Origin of the sequence: Ferrimonas sp., from assembly GCF_048263965.1 — a bacterium.
Classification (GTDB): Bacteria; Pseudomonadota; Gammaproteobacteria; order Enterobacterales; family Shewanellaceae; genus Ferrimonas.
This window is the reverse complement of sequence record NZ_JBLXDO010000017.1, coordinates 54,624-74,771: the sequence shown is the minus strand read 5'-3', so window position 1 is coordinate 74,771 and position 20,148 is coordinate 54,624. Positions and strand designations below refer to the sequence as shown.

At 58.3% G+C, this 20,148-nt stretch carries 19 protein-coding genes; 3 read left to right on the top strand and 16 right to left on the bottom strand.

Features of this window, described 5'->3' with window-relative positions; translation table 11 throughout:
- Nucleotides 1-72: 72 nt before the first annotated feature.
- From ACN0RV_RS14585 to ACN0RV_RS14525, 13 genes are all read right to left on the bottom strand, one after another.
- Nucleotides 73-639, bottom strand: coding sequence for an OmpA family protein (locus ACN0RV_RS14585; RefSeq protein WP_417348637.1), 567 nt, complete (start codon nt 637-639; stop codon nt 73-75).
- Nucleotides 639-1,880, bottom strand: a complete 1,242-nt coding sequence (locus ACN0RV_RS14580) for a TadE/TadG family type IV pilus assembly protein (protein WP_417348635.1) — start codon at nt 1,878-1,880, stop codon at nt 639-641. Before ACN0RV_RS14580 ends, ACN0RV_RS14585 begins: the two co-directional genes overlap by 1 nt.
- A 2-nt stretch (nt 1,881-1,882) precedes the next feature.
- Entirely contained in the window at nt 1,883-2,446 is a 564-nt protein-coding gene (gene tadF / locus ACN0RV_RS14575) for a tight adherence pilus pseudopilin TadF (RefSeq protein ID WP_417348633.1), read from the bottom strand.
- Entirely contained in the window at nt 2,446-2,958 is a 513-nt protein-coding gene (locus ACN0RV_RS14570; protein WP_286342178.1) for a TadE/TadG family type IV pilus assembly protein, read from the bottom strand. The genes tadF and ACN0RV_RS14570 overlap by 1 nt, the downstream gene beginning before the upstream one ends.
- On the bottom strand, nt 2,955-4,145 hold the full coding sequence (locus ACN0RV_RS14565; protein WP_417348631.1) for a tetratricopeptide repeat protein: 1,191 nt from the start codon (nt 4,143-4,145) through the stop codon (nt 2,955-2,957). The genes ACN0RV_RS14570 and ACN0RV_RS14565 overlap by 4 nt, the downstream gene beginning before the upstream one ends.
- A 14-nt stretch (nt 4,146-4,159) precedes the next feature.
- The gene (locus tag ACN0RV_RS14560; protein WP_417348629.1) at nt 4,160-5,029 is read right to left on the bottom strand and encodes a type II secretion system F family protein; all 870 of its coding nucleotides are present in this window, start codon (nt 5,027-5,029) and stop codon (nt 4,160-4,162) included.
- On the bottom strand, nt 5,026-5,943 hold the full coding sequence (locus tag ACN0RV_RS14555; RefSeq protein WP_417348618.1) for a type II secretion system F family protein: 918 nt from the start codon (nt 5,941-5,943) through the stop codon (nt 5,026-5,028). The genes ACN0RV_RS14560 and ACN0RV_RS14555 overlap by 4 nt, the downstream gene beginning before the upstream one ends.
- The gene (locus ACN0RV_RS14550; RefSeq protein ID WP_417348616.1) at nt 5,940-7,208 is read right to left on the bottom strand and encodes a CpaF family protein; all 1,269 of its coding nucleotides are present in this window, start codon (nt 7,206-7,208) and stop codon (nt 5,940-5,942) included. Before ACN0RV_RS14550 ends, ACN0RV_RS14555 begins: the two co-directional genes overlap by 4 nt.
- Nucleotides 7,205-8,410: an AAA family ATPase gene (locus ACN0RV_RS14545; protein ID WP_417348615.1), complete on the bottom strand. Its 1,206-nt coding sequence runs from the start codon at nt 8,408-8,410 to the stop codon at nt 7,205-7,207. Before ACN0RV_RS14545 ends, ACN0RV_RS14550 begins: the two co-directional genes overlap by 4 nt.
- Entirely contained in the window at nt 8,407-8,874 is a 468-nt protein-coding gene (locus tag ACN0RV_RS14540; RefSeq protein WP_417348613.1) for a hypothetical protein, read from the bottom strand. The genes ACN0RV_RS14545 and ACN0RV_RS14540 overlap by 4 nt, the downstream gene beginning before the upstream one ends.
- Nucleotides 8,871-10,208 (bottom strand): type II and III secretion system protein family protein, encoded by a 1,338-nt coding sequence (locus tag ACN0RV_RS14535; protein ID WP_417348612.1) that lies wholly within the window; start codon nt 10,206-10,208, stop codon nt 8,871-8,873. Before ACN0RV_RS14535 ends, ACN0RV_RS14540 begins: the two co-directional genes overlap by 4 nt.
- Nucleotides 10,205-10,633, bottom strand: a complete 429-nt coding sequence (locus ACN0RV_RS14530; protein ID WP_417348610.1) for a hypothetical protein — start codon at nt 10,631-10,633, stop codon at nt 10,205-10,207. The genes ACN0RV_RS14535 and ACN0RV_RS14530 overlap by 4 nt, the downstream gene beginning before the upstream one ends.
- Before the next feature lie 540 nt (nt 10,634-11,173).
- Nucleotides 11,174-11,386 carry a Flp family type IVb pilin gene (locus ACN0RV_RS14525; RefSeq protein WP_417348608.1) on the bottom strand — a complete coding sequence of 71 codons (213 nt, stop codon included), beginning with the start codon at nt 11,384-11,386 and terminating at the stop codon, nt 11,174-11,176.
- A 197-nt stretch (nt 11,387-11,583) separates the two neighbouring features.
- Between ACN0RV_RS14525 and ACN0RV_RS14520 the strand changes: the two genes are divergently transcribed.
- Nucleotides 11,584-12,006 (top strand): A24 family peptidase, encoded by a 423-nt coding sequence (locus tag ACN0RV_RS14520; RefSeq protein ID WP_417348606.1) that lies wholly within the window; start codon nt 11,584-11,586, stop codon nt 12,004-12,006.
- 142 nt (nt 12,007-12,148) lie between these two features.
- Nucleotides 12,149-12,979: a LysR family transcriptional regulator gene (locus ACN0RV_RS14515; protein ID WP_417348605.1), complete on the top strand. Its 831-nt coding sequence runs from the start codon at nt 12,149-12,151 to the stop codon at nt 12,977-12,979.
- A gap of 6 nt (nt 12,980-12,985) precedes the next feature.
- Here ACN0RV_RS14515 and ACN0RV_RS14510 read toward each other — a convergent pair whose 3' ends face one another.
- From ACN0RV_RS14510 to ACN0RV_RS14500, 3 genes are read right to left on the bottom strand one after another with little or no spacing between them, the layout of a single operon-like run.
- The gene (locus tag ACN0RV_RS14510) at nt 12,986-13,414 is read right to left on the bottom strand and encodes a hypothetical protein (protein WP_417348603.1); all 429 of its coding nucleotides are present in this window, start codon (nt 13,412-13,414) and stop codon (nt 12,986-12,988) included.
- Between the two features lie 43 nt (nt 13,415-13,457).
- Complete coding sequence (locus tag ACN0RV_RS14505; RefSeq protein ID WP_417348601.1) at nt 13,458-14,150, bottom strand: DNA-3-methyladenine glycosylase I; 693 nt, start codon at nt 14,148-14,150, stop codon at nt 13,458-13,460.
- A gap of 26 nt (nt 14,151-14,176) precedes the next feature.
- The gene (locus tag ACN0RV_RS14500) at nt 14,177-17,602 is read right to left on the bottom strand and encodes a NahK/ErcS family hybrid sensor histidine kinase/response regulator (RefSeq protein ID WP_417348599.1); all 3,426 of its coding nucleotides are present in this window, start codon (nt 17,600-17,602) and stop codon (nt 14,177-14,179) included.
- A gap of 436 nt (nt 17,603-18,038) precedes the next feature.
- Here ACN0RV_RS14500 and acs point away from each other — a divergent pair, with 436 nt between their 5' ends.
- The gene (acs, locus tag ACN0RV_RS14495) at nt 18,039-19,994 is read left to right on the top strand and encodes an acetate--CoA ligase (protein WP_417348597.1); all 1,956 of its coding nucleotides are present in this window, start codon (nt 18,039-18,041) and stop codon (nt 19,992-19,994) included.
- Nucleotides 19,995-20,148 lie beyond the last annotated feature (154 nt).

Sequence of the window (20,148 nt, the reverse complement as noted above, 5' to 3'; positions counted from 1 at the left end):
TGAAATCCAAAGAGCAGGCAAAAAAAGGGGCGCCCGGTGGGCGCCCAAAAACACTCGTTGGGAGATGTCTAACTAAATCTTCAGCTTAATTTCCACCCGGCGGTTACAACCCAGGCTGGCGTTCTCTTCCCGGCTGCACGCCGGGCTGGACTCGCCAAAAGAGTAGGATTCGGTAGCCAGATCCGGCCGCACCCGCTTGAGAAACTCCGACACGGCCTGGGCCCGCCGTTGAGACAGACTCAGGTTGTACTGGTCACTGCCCAGGTGATCGGCGTGGCCGGACACCCCCAGGGCCAGAGAGCCGCCCTGCTCCACCATCACCACCAGCTCCAGCAGTGCCTGCTTGTGATCCGTGGTCAGCTCAAACTTGTCCAGCTCGTAGTGAAGTACCAAGGTCAGCCGGTCGAGATCGAAGGAACAATCGCTGCTCTCGGAGACGGTTTCGCTCGAAGCCCCGACCTCATTCAGTGGCGTCACCTTCAGCAAGCGCTCGCCGTCGTGATGGGTAATGGCCCAGGCTCCGGTCTGTTTGCTGCTCTGCTTGTACAGTGCCTGGCTGTCCAGACACCCCGCCAAGGCACTCTGTGGTGTCAGGGTCCAGGCCAGCAGGCCCAAGGCGGCAATTTTGCTCAGTTTCATCATTTCAGTCGCCCCGTCTCTTCGTTCAGCATCTGCAAAATGTATTTGTACACGTCCGGTCCCTGGCTGGCGTGGTAGATGTTCTTCTCTCCCACGCAGTTGTAAAACCCGTTGCTCTCCTGGTCCAGCAGGAAATCAATGCCGATCACCCCCGCCTTCACCGAGATCTCCTCCCCATGGCGGCCGGTCTTACCCCTCATGTTGTCAAACAGCTTCTCACACAGACCGGAGTTCACCAGCATTTTCAAGTAACGGTTGGTCTTCACCCCGTTGTAGGTGATCTCATTGTCATGACCGTCGGAAAGCACAATAAACACCTGGTCCGGATTGAGGTTGGTGGCTTCATTGGAGACCACCGCCGCCCTCAGCATCCCCTGCCAGGAGTGGGTGCCGGCGTAACGGGCGTTGGCGGTCATGGTGTCCAGCTCGGCCAGGAAATGGTCATAGTCCTCGGTCAGAGGCACGTCATGGAAGTTCTTCGGGTAGTAATAGCTGTAATACTGGTAGTAGCTGGAGGCCGGCGGCTTATCCTCAAACATCCGTGCCACCGTCTCTGTGGTGGTGTCGTAGATGTCCATGTTGTAGAGCACCCGGCTGCCGTTGACCTTGCGTACGCTGTACTTGTTAAAGCCCACCAGGGCGATGCGACTCTTATCCTGATTGTATTGGTTGTAGAGCTTGAGCTGTTCCACCACCCTGGCCAGGGTGTCCTTCACGATGTCGAACTTGGGTTCGCCGTTGGTCCAGGACCAACTCATGGAGTAACTGAAATCCACGATGAAATAGACATCCACCGGCTTGGGCAGGTAACGCTTGGAGAGTGAGCCCCCCTTGAGATCAAACTGATCCTTGATGCCAATCTCGTTGTAGCTGATCCAGCTGTTGTACTTGGCCTGAACCACCACATCCGTCTGCATGGAGGGCGCCAGTTCCCCCGCCTCCTGCATACAGCCGCTGGCGTAGGTGCAGGCATCCTGATCCACACTGACCGCCAGCTCGCCAACATTGTCCTTGATGTAGAAATCCACAATGCTTTTAGCCAGCTGCTCAGACTCCGCCTGGGTGGGTTCATTCTGGGCCGCCACCGCCAGGCTGGCCACCTCGGCGGCTTCCAGCAAACGAGCGTGAGCCAGCATCTGCTGGGCCAGGTGCATGGCGAAGGCAAACAGCATCATCATCACTGGCAGCAGGCCGACGAAGATGATCATCGCCGCACCCTGTTGTTGTTTCGGCGTTCGCATCATCAGAACCTCGCAAAGGAGATGGAGCTGGCCACGATGTTAAAGGGATCCCCCTCCACCGCACCCAACAGATTAAACTCGGTCTTGTAACAGAGAGACACCTGATAGATAGGCAGCTTTCGACTCTTGGAGGTCAGGGGCGAAAGCGCATCCATGGCGGTGTTGTTGATGGAGACCAGATCGCAGCCGGTGCCGTCGCCCAGGGTGCGTACCGTGTAGGCCGCCGTCGGCGGCGCGGGAATGTACTCCTCCACCACGATGGCCATATCATTGCCGTCAAAGCTGGAAAGCGCCCGGGCCATGGCCCCCTCTACCACATCCCGGATCTCGGTCATCAGCTTGTTGCACTTGGTGGCATCGCCGCCGTTCACACCACAGATATAGCCCTCATCATTGAAAAACTGACGACGCTCGGCGATCAGGGTTGCGGCGGAGTAAGCCGCCCTGTCCATGGCGCCCTTCTTGGCCACGGCGATCATGTAGTTCACCTGCAGGGCAAAGAAGCTGGAGAGCACCACCAGCACCAGGGCCAGCTCGACGGTGAATACCCCTTGGATTCTCTTCATCAGCAGCCATCCCAATACTTGAATTTACAGCGCTCATACTCCTGGATTGCCGCCACTTCTCGGTGGACCTTAAGCTCAGGCAGATAGATGTTGAACATCGGCTTGTAGCTGTAATCCACCAAATAGACCGCCACCGGGGCATTGAGACCGGTTGTACGGGCCTTGGCACAACTGAGCAGGTCTGCCCCACCGGCGCTGCAGGAGGCGTAGTCCGCCATGCTGTCGAAGTAGAGGACATCGGCGGTCATGGCTGCCAACTCCTCGGAGCTCATCCACCAGGTCACCCCGTTCTCGATGAGCGCCTGCAACAGGGCATACTCATAATCCGCCACCGTGGTGGAGCTGAGGCTGCCCTGACGCTTTGCGGCATTGACCGCCGTGGCCAGGGCATGATCGGTGGCGCTCATGGCGTAGGTGAGTACGCAGAACTCCAGCCAGGCCAGCACCATCAGGATCAGCAGGGGCAGTCCCAGAGCCGCTTCAACGGCGATCACCCCGCTCTGGCGTTTCATGGGGCCACCTGCTTATGACAGTTGGTCCTGGTGACCACATAGGCCCCGGACTCGGTGATCTGTGGCAGGAACGCCTTGGCCTCGTTCAGGGTGTCGAATTCACTGACACAGTAGCGGTAGCGGTCACCGGCATGGTGCTCAAACAAACTGCCATAACGCTTGGCAAAGTCGTTTCGCATCCTCTGGCTGAGGGGGCGATCCCAGGAGGTCACCTGGATGCAGAACTGCTTGTCCTCTGCCGGTTCGATGACGCACTGGGCCACCTCTTGGGCAGGGGGCGCCGCAACCACCGGGGGGGATGGGGGAAGGTCCCCGGCGGACTGCGACTTATCTTTCTCGATGTTTTGAGGCTCTGGTGCTTTCATGGGCTGCGCCTCTGAGCTGGCAACCACTTCGGGCTGAGGTTGAACTGCAGTCTCCGGCTGACTGGCCACAGACTCCTGAACATCCTCCTTCATCCACAGCACCTGGCTCTTCTGCTTGGGCTTCATGCCACCAACCAGCGCACGCAGACGGCGCTGAGCCTGTTGCTCATCAAACTGCTGACGCAGCACATCCAGGGCGACCTCGGGCCGGTCGGCCTGGATCGACGCCAGAATCAGGTTGGCCTGAATGCCGCCATCGGATGGGTGACTCAGATAGAGGGGATAGAGCAGCGCCATGGCATCGGTGTAGCGCTGTTGCATCATCCGCACCACCGCCTGATTGTTCTGCACCAGCAGGTCCTCAGCCCCCAGGCGACGGGCTTCCTCAAACTGGGCGAAGGCCTGGTCAAAGCGCCCCTGGCCCGCACTGGCCCGGCCCAGGTTCAACAGATACTGCACCGTATCACCACCGGCCTGACGGTACGCTTCCAACTTTTGTTCGCAGGTCTGCCAGTTCTGCTGCTGACACTCGATTCGTGCCAGGGCCAGTTTCACCTGGGCCTGTTTGCGCTCCTGTTCCGAGAGCAGGCTGGTGTACAGCTCGGCGGAACGGATGTCTCCCTGATCCAGATAGACGTTGATCAGGGCCAGCTTGTATTCGGGCTTCTGCTGCAGGTTGGCCTTGTAGTGGGCCACCAGGCCAGGCTGGTTGTTGGCGGCCTGAAGCAGGGTTTCGCGAGTATCCAGTGGATCATCAACCGGCTGGCTGGCACACCCGACCAGACTCATTGCCAACAGGGTGGCGCTCAGGGTTCTAGTCATGGTCATTATCCTCTCTAACTCAACATCCGCATAATGCCGGGAGCAGCAATCAACACCACGATGGGCACCATGATGAAGAGGATCAGCGGGATGGACATCTTGGCCCCCAACTTGCCGATCTTCTCCTCCAGGTTCATCATGTTGATCTCCCGAATATCCGATGCCAGACCAGAGAGCACGGGGCCCACAGAGGAGCCGTACTGCAGACTCTGGACAATGGTCATCACAAAACTCTGGGCCTCGCTGGTAGGCACCAGTTCATAAAATTCATGGATCGCCTTTTCGATCCCCACCACCTTGGAACGCTCCACGGTGATGCGAACCACCCGGGCCAGGTGCTTATCCACCATCACCAGTTCCCCGGCCAGATGATCCAGGGCCGCTTCCACCGTCATCCCGGTATGCACACAGACGTTCATCAGATCCAGCAGGAAGGGCAGGCGGCCACTGATCTTGCGGATCAGCTTCTTCGCCCTCATGTCCAGGTAGATGTCCGGCACCACCAGAAACGCCACGGCACTCAGACTGACCATCAGGATGAACTTGGTGGAGTCCACGTAGCCGCGCATCAGCAGGAAGATCCCCACCGCCAGCACCACCACAAAGGGGATGAACTTCAGGAAGTAGTAGCTCTGTGCCACCCACTCCAGATAGATGCCGGCGCTGGCCAGCTTCTTCTCCATCTCCTTCTGGTTAAAGCTGAAGGGGCTGACTACCTTATCCACCCACTGCCCCTGGGGCTTCTCTCCCTGGCCGGTGCCCAGCAAGGCATTCACATTCCAGCGGGTGGCGAAACGATCCCAGATTCGGGAACCCACCCAGGCCAGCAGCAAGGCGGACACCAGGGCCACCAGGTAAAATACATAGGGAGGCACGTAGGTCATGAGTCCACCCCCCGCAGAATCCAGGCGATGCAGGCGAAGCCGATGCACTCACTGATCAGCACGTAGTAGAAGATGGGCTTGCCCCCCTCCTCAAACATCACGAAGTTGTAGTTCTCCGGGCTGGTGTACTTCAGGATCAACAGGAAGATGAAAGGCAGTGCCGCCACGATCTTGGCCGACGCCCGCGCCTCCGAGGTCAGGGCGCTCTTTTTCTTGTCAAGGGCCCGGGCATCAAACATCAGCCGGTTGATGCGGTTGATCACATCCTTGAGCTGACCACCCCGGCTCAGATTGAGTCGGATGGTGGAGACAAAGAAGAAGTACTCCACATAGGGGAAGGTGGTGCCGCTGCGTTGAAGCACATCATCAGGGTCCTCTCCGATAAGCAGACGCTCAGACATCAGCTTGAACTCCCGACCCACATCGTTATCCAGCTGCTCCCCCACATACTCGAAGGCGTGCACCACACTCTGACCCGCGGACAGCGCCCCGGCCAGGATGTTGAGGGCATCGGGAAAGTCATCCTGAAACCTCTGCTCACGCATCCTCTGCAGTTGCAGAACAAAGAGCACGAAGGTGATGGGGTATCCCCACCCCAGCAGCATGGGCAGGCTCAGGTGCAGCAGCATCTCGTTGAGCAGATAGAGCCCGGTGGTGGAGGCGCAGAAATAGAGCGCCAACTTTACCTGGGGCTTGGGGGACATCAGCTTGATCAGACTTTTCCAGTGTGCCCTCATGCGGGTTTTGAAGCTGGCATCAAAGCGGCTGGCGTCAATCACCATCCGCGCCACCTCCTGGGCCTCCAGCTCCCGCTCCATGCCGATCAGCTTGTCCATCTTGTTGTGGCGCTTTCTGTCCCGCCACCAGATGAACAGCAGGCCGAACAGCACCAGGAGGAAGGCCAGGCGAATCATGAGAAGATCTCCTTAAGCTCCTGCTCCAGACCGAAGAAACGTGCGCGCTCGTAGATCACCGAACGGGTGGACAGGCCCGGGGTGCGGAAGTCGCCGCGGATGCGGTTACCGGAGAAGCCATCGATGCCGGTCTCGAAGCGGAAGATGTCCTCCAGCACCACGTTGTCTCCCTCCAGGCCCACCACCTCGGAGATGTACATCACCTTTCGGCTGCCATCGTGCAGACGCTTCACCTGAACGATGAGGTCCACGGCGCTGACAATGGCGCGGCGAATCGCCGCCAGGGGCAGGCTGGCGGTGGCCATCATCACCATGCTCTCCACACGGGCAATGGCGTCTCTGGGACTGTTGGCGTGCAGGGTGGACATGGATCCATCGTGGCCTGTGTTCATCGCCTGCAGCATCTCAAACGCCTCGCCGCCCCGACACTCACCGACGATGATCCTGTCCGGACGCATCCGCAGGGCGTTGATCACCAGTTCCCGGGCATCCACGGCGCCGGTGCCCTCGACACTGGCCTGGCGGGTTTCCAGGCGAACAATATGGGGCTGCTGCAGCTGCAGCTCCGCCGCATCCTCGATGGTGACGATACGTTCGGTCTCGCCAATAAAGGCAGACAGGGCGTTGAGCAAGGTGGTTTTTCCCGACCCCGTACCGCCGGAGATCAGGACATTGCACTTACAGTGGGACGCGATGGTCAGCAGCTTGGCCATCTCCATGGAGAGGGCGCCAAACTCCACCAGGTTCTCCATCTGGATCTTCTGCTGTTTGAACTTACGGATGGAGATGGAGGTGCCGTCGATGGCCAGCGGCGGAATGACGATGTTGACCCGGCTGCCATCTTCGAGGCGGGCGTCACACAGAGGCTTGGCCTCATCGATGCGCCGTCCTACGTTGGAGGCGATGCGCTTGGCAATGGTGTTCAGCTGCTTCTCGTTGACGAACTGGATCTCGGAGCGCTCAACCTTGCCGCCAATCTCGATAAAGATGTCATTGGGGCCGTTGATCATGATGTCGGAGATGTCGTCGTTTTCCAGCAGCGCCTGCAGAGGTCCCAGCCCCTTGAGCTCGGCGAACAGGGCACGCACCAACTCCATACGCTGGATGCTGGTGACCTGCAGCTGACGCTGATCCACCAGCAGATCCACGGAAAGACGCAACTGCTCCTGCAGCTCCTCCTTGCTGACATCGCCGATACTGGCGGCGTCAATGGCATCGAAGATCTCATCCCTGAGATCGATGTAGATCTTCTTCAGTATGCTCATCGGGACAACCACCTCAGTCGACCGCCGCCATAGATGCGCTTACCGGCCAGCTCATCCACAATGGTGGCCAGGCCGCGCAACAGCTTCTTGGATTCTATGAAGGAGTGCCCTTTCTGAATCAGTCCCTTCTCCAGGCCCGCCTCGTAACCGAGGGAGATGGCGGACTCCATCTTCAGCTTATCCAGGGCATCTGCCATGGTGAGGGCGTAGTCGCCGTTGGGGCGCGACTGGTTGATGACCACCCGATGTGGGATCTTATCCAGCTTGCTCTTCAACTGGTTGTAGGCACGCAACGAGCTGACCGACGGGTCGAGCACCACGTAGATGCGGTGGTAGCGCTCTGCAAACCCCGGGTCATTGACCTCGTCGAACAGGGTGGAGGGCACCGAGTCGATAATAAAGTTGTAGTCTTGGGCCAACTGGCGGGAGAGCTCCAGCAGATTGGGGGCGTGGAAGCCAACACAGTTGTTGACGCTCTCCAGCATCAGGCAGTCCGCCCTGTCATTGACCCGGTTGAGGTAGGTCCGGGCGATGGAGGCATCGATCTCCTTATGGCTCAGATCCGAACTGTTCTGGCGGATCTTCAACCCCTCAATGCCAAGATAGAGATCACTGCTCACCGCGCCGTTATCATGATCCACCAGCAGGGTGGGCAGGCCGGCCTTGGCGGAGAACAGGTGCACCAGGGCACTGCTGACGCAGCTGACGCCCACGCCCCCTTTGCTGCCCAATACCAGAATCCGCTTGGCGGTTCTGGCTTTGTAGCTGCCGGTGGCGGGACCGGGACGACGCAGGTCGCCGACGTTGTGAATCAGGGCGTTGACGTTGCCCTCCCAGAGGACATAACGGGCCCCCTGAGCCTCTACCCAGTTTTTCAACTTGATGGAATCGGACTCTCCCAGGATGATCACACTGATCTGAACATCCAGCTGGGTGGTTTGAGCCTCAACAACTCCTTTGAGTTGCTCGGGGTCGGCGTAGCGCAGATCCAGGATCAGAGTGCGGGCACCATATTCGCTCTCGGCCCAGTCACGCACGGCTTCCAGGCTGCTTTCCACCTTGGGCTGACCAAAGCCCTCGATGGCGTAGCCCTCCATGACACGGTCACGCAATTCGGAATCTGGCGATACCACCAGATCCAGGCACTGGCTGGCTTCCTTCTTCTCCGCACCGCCGCTCTTAAAGATACTGCTCAGGTTCATTCAACACCTCCAGGCAGCGGGTTGGTCAGGGTCAGAGTGCGGTTGTACTCCAGGGTGCAGCCGAAGCTGTACTGCTCGCGGTTGGCCATGGAGAGGCGACCACAATCGTCGTTCTGAATCAGCAGATAACGGGCATCCAGGGTCAGCTTGTCCCTGGCATTGCCGGGAAGGGCCACCAGATTGACCCGAACCGGCGACACGCCGTACCCATAGGCGGTCAGTTTCAGTGCATTAGCCATCTCTTTGGCTCCTGGACCATATTGAATGCGCAGGCTCAGGTGGTCAGAGTGCTCACTCAGCTCATTGATGAACGCCTGAGTGCGCCGATTTGCATCAGGCAACCGGACAGACGCCAGCTCAAGCCGCGTCTCCATCTGACGAACCATGACTTTGGCGGGTTCCGGGGCCTGGGTGGCGCTGCAGCCACACAGCGCCACTGCCAATAGGAAAACAAGCTGTTTCATCGGAAACCTCCCTGGGTCAGAACCTCTTGCAGTTCGGGTTGCTGAGGGTTGCTGAACTCGATCCCCAGCAGCCGCTCCAGGTCGCTGGTCCGTTGCATCACTGGCAGCCGCACTCGCTCAGGAGAGGTGGGCTGCACCAGGTTGACCGTGGCCACAATAATCAGCTCGGTCTTGGTGTAATCAGACTCGGTATGACTGAACAGGCTGCCCAGCACCGGAATGTCGCCCAACAGTGGCACCCGTGACAGCAGCTCCCGCTCCTCTGAGGTGAGCAGACCCGCCAGTACAAAGCTCTGGCCATCTTTCAGTTGGACTGTGGTGTGAGCACGACGGGTGCGCAGCGCCGGGATGTTGGCAATGGTGCTGTCGTAGGTGTTCTGAGCATCGATAGAGCTCACTTCCGGCATCAGGGAGAGGCGGATGTTGTCGCTGTCCATCACCTTGGCCACCAGGTTGAGCTTGATGCCGTACTCCTTGTAGGTCACGGAGACGGTGTCATCGGTGCGCACGGCGATGGGGATCTCCCCGCCCACCAGGAAGCTGGCGGTCTCGCCGGAGATCACCGACAGGTTGGGCTCGGCCAGCACCTGCCCCAGGGTTTCATCCTTCTTGGCAGAGATGACGGAGATGATGTCTTCGGCAGAGAAGTCCAGCAGGTAATCCACGAACTGCCCCGCTTCGGCGCCCTCGGACCCGTACTGAACACCCAGCTGGCTCAGCAGGCCGCTGGAGACTTCAGCCACCGTCAGTTTGACGTTGATCTGCTCTGTGGTCAGTACCTTGAGGTTGTTGATGACGCCACGGTAGAGGCTGGTGCGGCCATATTCGAGGTTCGCCAGTTCATAGCCGTTGGTGTCGTTCAACACGATCTCATTGACCTGAACCTCCTTGGTCAGCATCTCGCCTACCAGCTCGTAGACCGATTGCTTCACCGCCTCACTGGAAACCGTGCCTTCCAGCACCACCTGCTCCAGCACATTGCGGATGGTGATCTTCTCATCGGGGTAATGGGCTGCCACCAGTTGCTCCAGCACTCTGGGATTGAGGTTGACCACCAGGGTGTGGTTGGCCAGCTCCCCGCCCTCCTGATCGTAGAGAATCACCGTAGAGAGGCCAGGGGAGACTCCAAACACCACCACCTTGTGGTTGTCCACCACCTTGTAATCCGCCACCTTGGCATTGGAGATAAACACGGTATCGATGGGCTTATTGGATCTCAGGGTTTTAGCGCCGCCCTCATCCAGGTTATAGGTGGCGGCGGTGGCGGGAACCAGGGTCATCACCACAGTCACCAGCAGGGCGACCAGCCAGGCTGTCACTCGCATAATCATCATTGGGCCTCCCCGGCACGAAGCTCCCGAACACCGCTGAGACGCTCAATGACGTCACTGCTCTTCACCGACAAGGTGTTGCCAGTCAGACGAGAAGGTACCAGGGTGATGTCCCCCAGCTTTCTGGCCATCTCCAGCTGCAGCACCTGCTCCACGGTCAGGGCGATCAGCAGACTGCTGTCGGTCTCCTCCTGGTCCTGCTGGTTCTGGGGCGCACTGAGCACCTGAATCACCTTGGCATCCTCGACAATCACCCGGCTGGTGATGTCGGTGATTTCGGCGTAGCCTGCCTCTTTGATATTGTGAGTGGCGGCGGTGGTGGCCACGAAACTCACCCGGTCACCTACCGCAATTGGAATGGTGTCGATGGCCTGGTTGTCGTCTGAAGAATAAAAATAGGGGACATATTTGTCGCCGATGGACAGCATCAAATACCCTGTATCGCCAGGGTTTGACACCATGTCAGATAATAAAAAGCTTCCTGCCTTGTAATCGCCGCCGAAAACACTTCCCTTGGTGAGTTTAAGTTCTCTGGCAGGGGTAATGTTCTGGCTCACTACTGCAGTTTCATTCAGGGAGATAAATTCCAGAGAGGTTTTATCTACGGACTCAGAGCGACTTACGTCCCGAACAAGACGTGCCACTTCGACCTCTCTGACCTTATTCTCTACGGCTGCGACTTCGGGCTGTGGCGCAATCAGGAATTCTTCTAAAGAAAAGATAGAAAACAGCACGATGCCGAAGATAATGACGAAAATGAATAATCTACTCATAGCATCTATAAAAAAAGGAGGGCAAGCCTCCTTTTTGCTCTTATTCGGTATTGAGTCTGGCCGCCGACAGACTAAAAAGATTAATTATCGATTTAGACTGTCGGGGCAATTAGGCGCCGACAAATCCTTGGCGACTGGCAATTAATTGACGTCGATAACAAACTCCACCGTGGACAATTAATTGGCGACTGACAATTAGTTGGCAGTAGTCGCAGAAGTCATGTTGGTCTGAATGGAGCCTACAGCGTTGGTCAGGGCGGTCTTCAGGGAGCCATCGTTGAATACGACCAGGATGATGGCAGACATTGCTACAGCGATGATGGCGTATTCTACGGCGGTTACACCACGCTCATCTTTAATGTACTGACCGAAAGAGAGGTAGAATTTGGACTTGATGTAATCGAACATATGAAGATTCCCCCAGGAATAATTTGTTTGGCGTCAATTGCCTTGATTGCTTTGCAGAACCAATACTATGTGCGATCCGAATTGGGCCACTAGCCTTTTCTCCTTATATTTTTATAAGAAAAAAATGATAAAGTCTGATACAGTCGAAACGACTCCGGTTAACATACAGATAAAACGGTAAAACTGCGGGGTGACCAGTGCTGTTGATTATTCTTGCACTAGTGAGTCTGGTGGTCATATACAGCGACATCAGACACAGAAAAATTTCAAATATAACAGTGGTTTTTACCGGGGTGCTCACCGCAATTATTGCTCTTACAGGCCCCGGGGAACGGATTCAGTTACTGCTGCCCATTATTATCGTTGCTGTCGGCATGGCGTTAATGATGCTTAATATTTTAGGCGCCGGCGACACCAAGCTGCTGGCGGCTTACTCCCTGGGAATCAATCCTGAGCTGTTTCCCGGGGTGCTGTTGGTGATCACCCTGGTGGGGGCGACCATCGCCATCGCCATGCTGATCACCAATCGCGCCAAGGCCAGGGAAAGAGGTGTGCCCTATGGGCCGGCCATCACCATCGGCGGTTGTCTGGGCGTAGTACTCAGCAATCTCGGTCAGTAATGGGACAAGGCGACCGAAATGAAAAGAACCTAAAATAGAAGATAAATTTTTTGGCCTGTGGGCACGGGAGAGGCCCAAGGACAAGATAATAAAATATATCAATTACTTAGAATAAGAATGGATGCATTGACTGGGGATTGTGATGAATCGCTCTATCGATATCAAGTTTCTGAAAACCTTTGCCTGTGTCGCTGACAAAGGCAGCTACAGCGATGCTGCCGCCTCGCTGTTTATGACCCAACCTGCGGTCTCTCAACATGTACGCAAGGTCGAGGAACACTTCGGCAAACGGCTGCTGGAGAAGAGCTCTGGGCTGAAACTGACCCGCGAGGGGCAACTGGTGTTTCACTACAGCCAGAGGGCGATTCGCCTGCAGGACGAGATGATGAGCGAGTTTGCCAAGTTGGATCAGCAGCAGTTTTTGAAGATCGCCATCAGTGACGGCATTCGTAACGATCTGGTCAGTGCCATAGCCGGGGTGATTTCCGAATCCGCCAGCCTCAACCTCTCCATTTCACGCTTCTCAGTAATGACGCCCGCTATCATCGACGAGTCTGATCTCACCCTGGGGTTTGCCTGGCCCGAGGAGAAAGCCATGGCAAGGGACATCCTGGTAGAGCACCCGATGAGCCTGGTATGCCCAGAAGATGACACCGCCATCTCCAAGGTGGTGTTCAGCACCATGCTTGAACAGAGTCTGGCCCGAAGAATCATCGAAGAGAGTGGCCTGGAGAGCGATGAAGAGAGTCAGTGGCTGCAGAGTGAATCCGCCAGCCTGCTTGGCGATGTGCCTCAAGCCTCGGGACAGGCTGTGGTACTGCCCACCTGGAGCCTGCCACAAGAGGTGGAGCAACGCGCCCTGGAAGCCTACCCCCTGGGCTTCTTCCTGCGCGCCTCCAACCAGTTCAGGAAGCACTTTGACATGTATGCCCTCACCGATCAGATTCGGGAACTGGTTACACCGACAAGGTAACTCAGGCTAGCGCAGGAGGCCCGCTCGGGTCATCCTGCGCGCAAACAGATACAGGCCCAGCGAGATAACAAATATCGCTCCGCTGAATACCAGGGAGAAGGGGGCGCCCATCACCTCCAGGCCATTGCTCAGCAAAAAGTTGTGTCCCATGGAGGCCACCATGGCGATAAAGGAGACCAGGAAGACCTGCACCGCCACCTCACGGCGCAACAGCAGCAGCAGGGCACCAAGCACGCCCCCCCACACCGCCGTCGCCCAGCAGGCCACCACCCAGGCCGGCAATCCGTAGAAGAACGCCAACTGCGCCTCGGAGAACTGAGCCATATACTCCTCGTTGCGGGTCTGGGTCATCACGTAATCCAGGGCACCGCCCGCATTCCACAGCAACGCCAGAGCCGCCACCAGCCAGAAATACCAGGGTGTTTTAGACTCCATAGCGTTCTCCTTCAGTGGCGTGATCGAGACCAAATGGCCATCGTCAGTGGCTCACCCCCAGGCGGTTGTCCCCCACAGAGCAGGAGATCACCCGGGAGATGCTGGCCAGGGGCAGACCACTCTGCTGCTGCCACTGGTCAAAACAGGCCTGGGCCTGAGTGAGCGCCCGCTTACTGGTGGGAGCGCCCTCGATCAGCTGATGCGCCTGCAGATAGGAGGTGACATCCCCGGTCATCAGGAAGGTGTCTATGCCCACCGCCCTCAGGAAATAGGGGCCGGTATTGCCTCCCAGGCGGGCACCGCGCTTCTTCAGCTCAGCCCAGAGAGTCACCACTTCCCGGCTCTGCCACTGACTGAGCCATTGACCAAAACTGCCATGCTCCTCGGCGAGTTCAGCCACCATGCGGGCGTTGTCCAGCACCGCCTGCATCTTCTTACCGTGACGGATCAGAGCCGGATTCTGCATTCGCTGGTCCAGTTGATCCGGCGACATCAGTACCAGTTTAAGGGGCGCAAACCCCCAGAACGCCTCCTCGAAGGCGGGCCACTTGTTCTCTACCACCCGCCAGACAAAGCCCGACTTGAAGATCTGGGCACTCATGGCAGACAGCAGCCTGTCATCGCTGGGTAAGGTCGTTGCTTCCGGTGCAGGCAACAGGGCCCTCAAGGCGTCATCGCCGCCCTTGCGCTCGGCGGCCCGTTGCCAGATCGTCTCAAAGTTTTCCATCTTACTCATTGGGTTGAACCCCAGCCTGAACAATTCTAATCATGGTCTGCACCCGCCTTTTTCGCAATCAGTGAAGAGACCATGGCCCTTAAGGCGGCGGGCTTCACCATCTTGGCCATGTAGTTGTAGCCTCGTTGGGCCACCTCCTGCTTAAGCTCTTCCCGGGTATCGGCGGTGATCAGCACCCCGGGCACCTGCTCACCGTAGCGCCGACGAATCTCATCCATGGCATCCAGGCCATTTCGGTTGTCGTCCAGATGGTAATCCGCCAGCATCACGTCCGGCTTGAATCCCTGAAGCCCCATCTCTATCAGGGCATCCTCCAGGCTCTCTGCCAGAGCCACATCACACTGCCAACGCTGCAGCAGAGTCGCCAGGCCCGCCAGGATGGTGGCCTCGTTATCGATGCAGAGCACCTTGATCCCTTTCAAGGGAGACTGAGGCAAGGCCTTGGGTTTGGGCCTGGCCGGCACGGGAGAGGCGCTAATGGGCAGAGACACCGAGAACATGGACCCCTCCCCCAGCGAGGAGCGCAGGTGCAGCTGGTGGCCCAGCACCTTGCTGATGCGATCCACAATGGCCAGTCCCAGGCCGATGCCTCCGACCCTGGCGTGGAGATTCAGCTGTTTGAACTCATAGAAGATCTCATCCAACTTGTCTTCGGCAATGCCGCAACCGTTGTCCCACACCTGGATCTCCAGGCGGCCGCTGTGGATTCGGGTTCCCATCACCACCCGCCCCCGTGGCGCGTATTTCAGGGCGTTGGTCAGGAAGTTCTGGACAATACGGCGCATCAGGTTGGGATCGGTGTTGATGGTGGCCGAACGCAGATGGGCACTGAAGCGCTGACCATTGCTCTGAGCCAGGACGGAAAACTCGGTCACCAGGGGCTCGAGGATATCCATCACATTGACGTCGGCACGGTTGACCTCCATGGTACCGGACTCCAGCTTGGAGATGTCCAGCAGATCCGCCAACAGATCCCCGGCGGTATGCAGAGAACCGGTGATGTTCTCCACCGTGGCGGTCAGCTCCTTATCCAGCTTCTGATGCTGGGCCAGTGCCGCGGTGAACAGTCTGGCGGCATTCAGAGGCTGCATCAGGTCATGACCGATGGCCGCCAGGAATCGGCTCTTACTCTGGTTGGCTTCCTCCTCCGCCTCTTTGGCCACCACCAGCTTCTGGTTCAGAGCTTCCAGTTCTCGGGTGCGCTCCTCCACCCTGGCTTCCAGGGTGGCGTTGATGTTCTGCAGCATCGTCTCCTGCTGACGGAACTCGGTGATGTCGGTAAAGGTCATCACAAAACCGCCTCCAGGCATGGGGTTACCGCGGACGCTGATCACCCGACCATCCTCCCGGCGCCGCTCGGAGCTGTGGGCGCTGCCCTGACGCATAAAGTAGACCCGCCGGGCCACATGGTCCTCAATCTCTCCCGGTCCGCAGTAACCGCGCTCGGCATTGAAGCGGATGATCTGCTCCACCGGCATTCCCAGTTGCAGGAAACCATCGGGGTAGTGGTACAACTCCTGATAGCGGTTGTTCCAGGCCACCAGCTTAAGCTCCTGATCCACCACACTCATCCCCTCGTAGGCATGCTCGATGGCCCCCCGAAGCATATCCTGTGACAGCAAAATCTTAGCGGAGGCCTCATCCATCAGGGAGAACACCTCGTCCAGTGCCAGATCCCGCCCCCGCAGCACCGAGTCCATCACCAGGTCCGCAGAGGATGCCCCCAATACACTGGAAAGCAGACGCTCGGTATGGGCAATCAACTCCACCGGGGCACTGCGACCCCAGGAGCGGGAGTCCACCGATCCGGGGCTGAATTCAGAAAAACTCTGATAGGCCCGGGTAGGACCGACAAAGCGGGAGGCCAGCAGCAGAAGGTCATGCTGGGTAACCACTCCCAGCAGCTTAGTGCTGACCCGGCGCTCCTCCGGCAGCTGCACAAAGGCACTGGTCTGAATCCGCTCCGCCACCCCGGCACGGAACACCAGGGAGCCGACAACATAGAACAGGGCGTTGGCCAACAGAGCCAGGAAGAGATCCACCACCCCCTGATTCACCCCGAACAGGCTGGATTGGTGGGCCAGTTCAGGCTGCAGCACCACGGAGAACCACAGGATAAAGCCCACAGCCAGGCCGCTGAGCACACCACTGCGGTTTCCTCCCTTCCAATAGAGGCCGCCAATGAGGCCGGGCGCCAGCTGGGCAAAGGCACCGAAAGCCAGCATTCCCAGTCTGGCCAGGGACTCCTGGGAGGTGATGGTCTGATAGGCCACCAGTCCCGCCAGCACCAGCAGGATAATGGTGATGCGGCGGGCATTGAGCAGCAGGCTGGAGAACTGGGAAAAGTTCTGGCTGCGGATCTTGCCGGAACGCAACAACAGGGGCACCAACCACTCGTTGGACACCATGATGGAGATGGTCACCACCGCCACGATCACCATGCCGGTGGCGGCAGAGATGGTGCCCAGCAGGGCGATCACCGAGGTCCAGAAGTGGCCGGTGGCCAGGGGCAGGCTGATCACCATGGTGTCCGGTGCCACACTGGCGGGCAGCAGCAGGGTCCCCGCCAGGGCCAGAGGCACCACAAAGATGCCAAACACCAACAGGTAGAGAGGGAAGAGCCAGCGGGTCTTCTCCACTGCCCTGGGGTGGTCGCACTCCACCACCATCACATGAAACATCCTCGGCAAACAGAGAAACGCCGCCATGGAGAGCAGGGTTTCCGGCATCAGCTTCTCCAACTGCAACGCATGGCTGTCGCCGCTGATCACCCCTTGTGCCCTGGACTGGGCGATAAGGTCACCGAGGCCGTCAAACAGGCCAAACACCACCAGCAGCCCCACACCGACAAAGGCCGCCAGCTTCACCAGGGATTCGAAGGCGATGGCCAGCATCAGGCCCGGATTGTGCTCGGTGGCATCCAGTTTCCTGGTGCCAAACAGGATGGAAAACACCGCCAGACAGGCGGAGATCAGCAGTGCCAGAATGTCCCCCTCCAGGGCGGTGGTCCTGGGCTGAAACAGGCTGAAGCTGATCACCATGGCCTTGAGTTGCAGGGCGATGTAGGGCATGGCGCCAAACACCGCAATCAGGGTCACCAGAGCTGCCAGCAACTGGGATTTGCCGTAGCGGGCAGCGATAAAATCCGCCACCGAGGTGATGTTCTGCTGCTTGGAGACGGTCACCAGCTTGCGTATCACCCCAAAGCCCACGGTAAACAGCAGGATGGGGCCGATATAGATGGGAATAAAACCCCAGGGATCCGTGGTGGCCTGACCCACGGTGCCCAGGAAGCTCCAGCTGGAACAGTAGACCGCCAGGGAGAGGCCATAGACCCAGCGCTTCACCCGACTGGGGATCTGACGAATGTAGCGATCCCCTGCCCAGGCGATCAGGAAAAGCAGACTCAGGTAACAGAGGGCGGCAACCCCGATAAGCAGCGTGGGTGACATAGGCGTAACTGTTTAGTAATTATGCCCTTATGATGCCAGCAACCCAGATGAAATCACAATTTTCCCTTGCCATGGGACTCAAACCATTTCCCCTGAAACAGAACCCTGATGAAGATCCCCGGAACACCGGAGGGCCTGCCGACACCGGCACCACAGCACCACCGAAGTGGTCGGTCCTGATTGGCCCCAAACAGCCACCGGATTCGTCATTGATGAGCCAACCGAGCCAACACCAATTAAACCACTGTATTTATTTAAGTTTTTATTTGGACATCTAGGGTGAAGACGCTTATTGACACCAGTGGCTCACCCCGGCGCCGGCCAGCCACTGCTATGGTTAAAAGCACGCTAGACCAATGTCTAATGGTTGCTCCCGTGGTGAGTTGCAAGACTCTATCGGGTAGACATCATTTTGAATAAAGAGAAGGATTCCTCGATGAGCACGCAGTCTCTCTATCCGGTGAATGCCGAACTCGCCGCCTCGGCGAAACTCAATGACGAACAGTATCGTCGCATGTACCAGGAGTCCGTGGTAAACCCTGAAGGGTTCTGGCGAGAGCATGGCCAGCGCATTACCTGGTTCAAGGACTACACCAAGATCCGCAAGGTCTCCTTCGATGACCACAACCTCTACATCAAGTGGTTCTATGACGGCACCCTGAACGCTTCCTACAACTGCTTGGACCGCCACCTGGAAACCCGCGGCGACCAGCCCGCCATCATCTGGGAGGGGGACGACGACAAGGACCAGTTGACGCTCACCTACCGCCAACTGCATGAGAAGGTGTGTGCCTTTGCCAATGCCCTGCGCGGTCAGGGCGTCCAGCGAGGCGATGTGGTGACCATCTACATGCCCATGGTGCCCGAAGCCGCGGTAGCCATGCTGGCCTGTGCCCGCATCGGCGCCATCCACTCGGTGATCTTCGGGGGCTTTTCACCCGACTCCATCGCCAGCCGCATCATCGACGGCAAGTCCAAGGTGGTGATCACCGCCGACCAGGGCGTCCGTGGCGGCCGCATCATTCCCCTGAAGGGCAATGTCGACGCCGCCCTGGAAAATCCGGACGTCACCACGGTTGAGCGGGTTATCGTCCTGCAGCGCACCGGTGGCGAGATTCAGTGGCAGGAGAACCGCGACATCTGGTGGCACGACCTGATGTCCGTCAGTTCCCCCTACTGCGAAGCCGCGGAGATGAATGCCGAGGATCCCCTGTTTATCCTCTACACCTCCGGCTCCACCGGCACCCCCAAAGGGGTGCTGCACACCACGGGTGGCTACATGGTGTACGCCTCCATGACCCACGAGTATGTCTTCGACTACCGTGACGGCGAGATCTACTGGTGTACCGCCGACGTGGGCTGGATCACCGGCCACTCCTACATGGTCTACGGTCCCCTGGCCAATGGCGCCACCCTGCTGATGCACGAAGGGGTGCCCAACTGGCCCACGCCCAAACGGATGGGGGAGATCATCGATCGTCACAAGGTGAACATCTGCTATACCGCCCCCACCCTGATCCGGGCCCTGATGGCCGAGGGAGAGGAGCACTTCAGCGATTTCGACGGCAGCAGCCTGCGCATCCTTGGTTCTGTGGGCGAGCCCATCAATCCGGAAGCCTGGCGCTGGTACTACGACGTCATCGGCAAAGAGCGCAACCCCATTGTCGACACCTGGTGGCAGACCGAAACCGGCGGCATTCTGATTACCCCGCTGCCCGGCGCCACGGATCTGAAGCCCGGCAGTGCCACCCGCCCCTTCTTCGGTGTGCAACCTGCCCTGGTGGACAACATGGGCAACCTGATCGACGGCCCCGGCGAAGGCAACCTGGTGCTGCTGGACTCCTGGCCTGGTCAGATGCGCAGCGTCTACGGTGATCACGACCGCTTTGTGCTCACCTACTTCAAGACCTTCCGTGGCATGTACTTCACCGGTGACGGTGCCCGTCGCGACGAGGATGGCTACTACTGGATCACCGGCCGTGTGGACGACGTGATTAATGTGTCCGGTCACCGATTGGGTACCGCCGAGATTGAAAGTGCCCTGGTGGCACACCCTGAGGTGGCTGAAGCCGCGGTGGTGGGTTATCCCCACGACATCAAGGGCCAGGGGATCTACGCCTACGTCACCCTGACCAAGGGTACCGAGGAGACCGAAGCCCTGCGACAAACTCTACGTCAGTGGGTTCGTTCAGAGATTGGTGCCCTGGCCACCCCGGACCTGATTCAATGGGCTCCCGGCCTGCCAAAAACCCGCTCCGGCAAGATCATGCGCCGCTTCCTGCGCAAAATCGCCGCCAATGAGGTGGGTGCCCTGGGTGATGCCTCCACCCTGGCGGATCCAACGGTGATCGACGACCTGATCGAGACCCGTCTCAACCGCAGCGAGGGCTAAGCCCGTTACACTCTCTGTTTTGTGACCTTCCGACCCCGCCTGGCGGGGTCTTTTTTATCCTGGGAAATAAGTAAAACTCTGCACATTGTCACCGAAGTGTCACAGAGATGGCGTAACAACAGACCAGCCTTTCCAAGCTGAAATCACTATGTTC

Excerpts from the sequence above, each read along its gene's own strand:
- ACN0RV_RS14565 (WP_417348631.1), bottom strand. The coding sequence starts at position 4,145 with ATGACTAGAACCCTGAGCGCCACCCTGTTGGCAATGAGTCTGGTCGGG.
- ACN0RV_RS14500 (WP_417348599.1), bottom strand. The coding sequence starts at position 17,602 with ATGTCACCCACGCTGCTTATCGGGGTTGCCGCCCTCTGTTACCTGAGT.
- ACN0RV_RS14545 (WP_417348615.1), bottom strand. The coding sequence starts at position 8,410 with ATGAACCTGAGCAGTATCTTTAAGAGCGGCGGTGCGGAGAAGAAGGAA.
- ACN0RV_RS14580 (WP_417348635.1), bottom strand. The coding sequence starts at position 1,880 with ATGCGAACGCCGAAACAACAACAGGGTGCGGCGATGATCATCTTCGTC.
- ACN0RV_RS14585 (WP_417348637.1), bottom strand. The coding sequence starts at position 639 with ATGAAACTGAGCAAAATTGCCGCCTTGGGCCTGCTGGCCTGGACCCTG.
- tadF (WP_417348633.1), bottom strand. The coding sequence starts at position 2,446 with ATGAAGAGAATCCAAGGGGTATTCACCGTCGAGCTGGCCCTGGTGCTG.
- ACN0RV_RS14560 (WP_417348629.1), bottom strand. The coding sequence starts at position 5,029 with ATGACCTACGTGCCTCCCTATGTATTTTACCTGGTGGCCCTGGTGTCC.
- ACN0RV_RS14555 (WP_417348618.1), bottom strand. The coding sequence starts at position 5,943 with ATGATTCGCCTGGCCTTCCTCCTGGTGCTGTTCGGCCTGCTGTTCATC.
- acs (WP_417348597.1), top strand. The coding sequence starts at position 18,039 with ATGAGCACGCAGTCTCTCTATCCGGTGAATGCCGAACTCGCCGCCTCG.
- ACN0RV_RS14515 (WP_417348605.1), top strand. The coding sequence starts at position 12,149 with ATGAATCGCTCTATCGATATCAAGTTTCTGAAAACCTTTGCCTGTGTC.
- ACN0RV_RS14505 (WP_417348601.1), bottom strand. The coding sequence starts at position 14,150 with ATGAGTAAGATGGAAAACTTTGAGACGATCTGGCAACGGGCCGCCGAG.
- ACN0RV_RS14550 (WP_417348616.1), bottom strand. The coding sequence starts at position 7,208 with ATGAGCATACTGAAGAAGATCTACATCGATCTCAGGGATGAGATCTTC.
- ACN0RV_RS14530 (WP_417348610.1), bottom strand. The coding sequence starts at position 10,633 with ATGCTGTCCATCGGCGACAAATATGTCCCCTATTTTTATTCTTCAGAC.
- ACN0RV_RS14540 (WP_417348613.1), bottom strand. The coding sequence starts at position 8,874 with ATGAAACAGCTTGTTTTCCTATTGGCAGTGGCGCTGTGTGGCTGCAGC.
- ACN0RV_RS14525 (WP_417348608.1), bottom strand. The coding sequence starts at position 11,386 with ATGTTCGATTACATCAAGTCCAAATTCTACCTCTCTTTCGGTCAGTAC.
- ACN0RV_RS14510 (WP_417348603.1), bottom strand. The coding sequence starts at position 13,414 with ATGGAGTCTAAAACACCCTGGTATTTCTGGCTGGTGGCGGCTCTGGCG.
- ACN0RV_RS14570 (WP_286342178.1), bottom strand. The coding sequence starts at position 2,958 with ATGAAACGCCAGAGCGGGGTGATCGCCGTTGAAGCGGCTCTGGGACTG.
- ACN0RV_RS14535 (WP_417348612.1), bottom strand. The coding sequence starts at position 10,208 with ATGATGATTATGCGAGTGACAGCCTGGCTGGTCGCCCTGCTGGTGACT.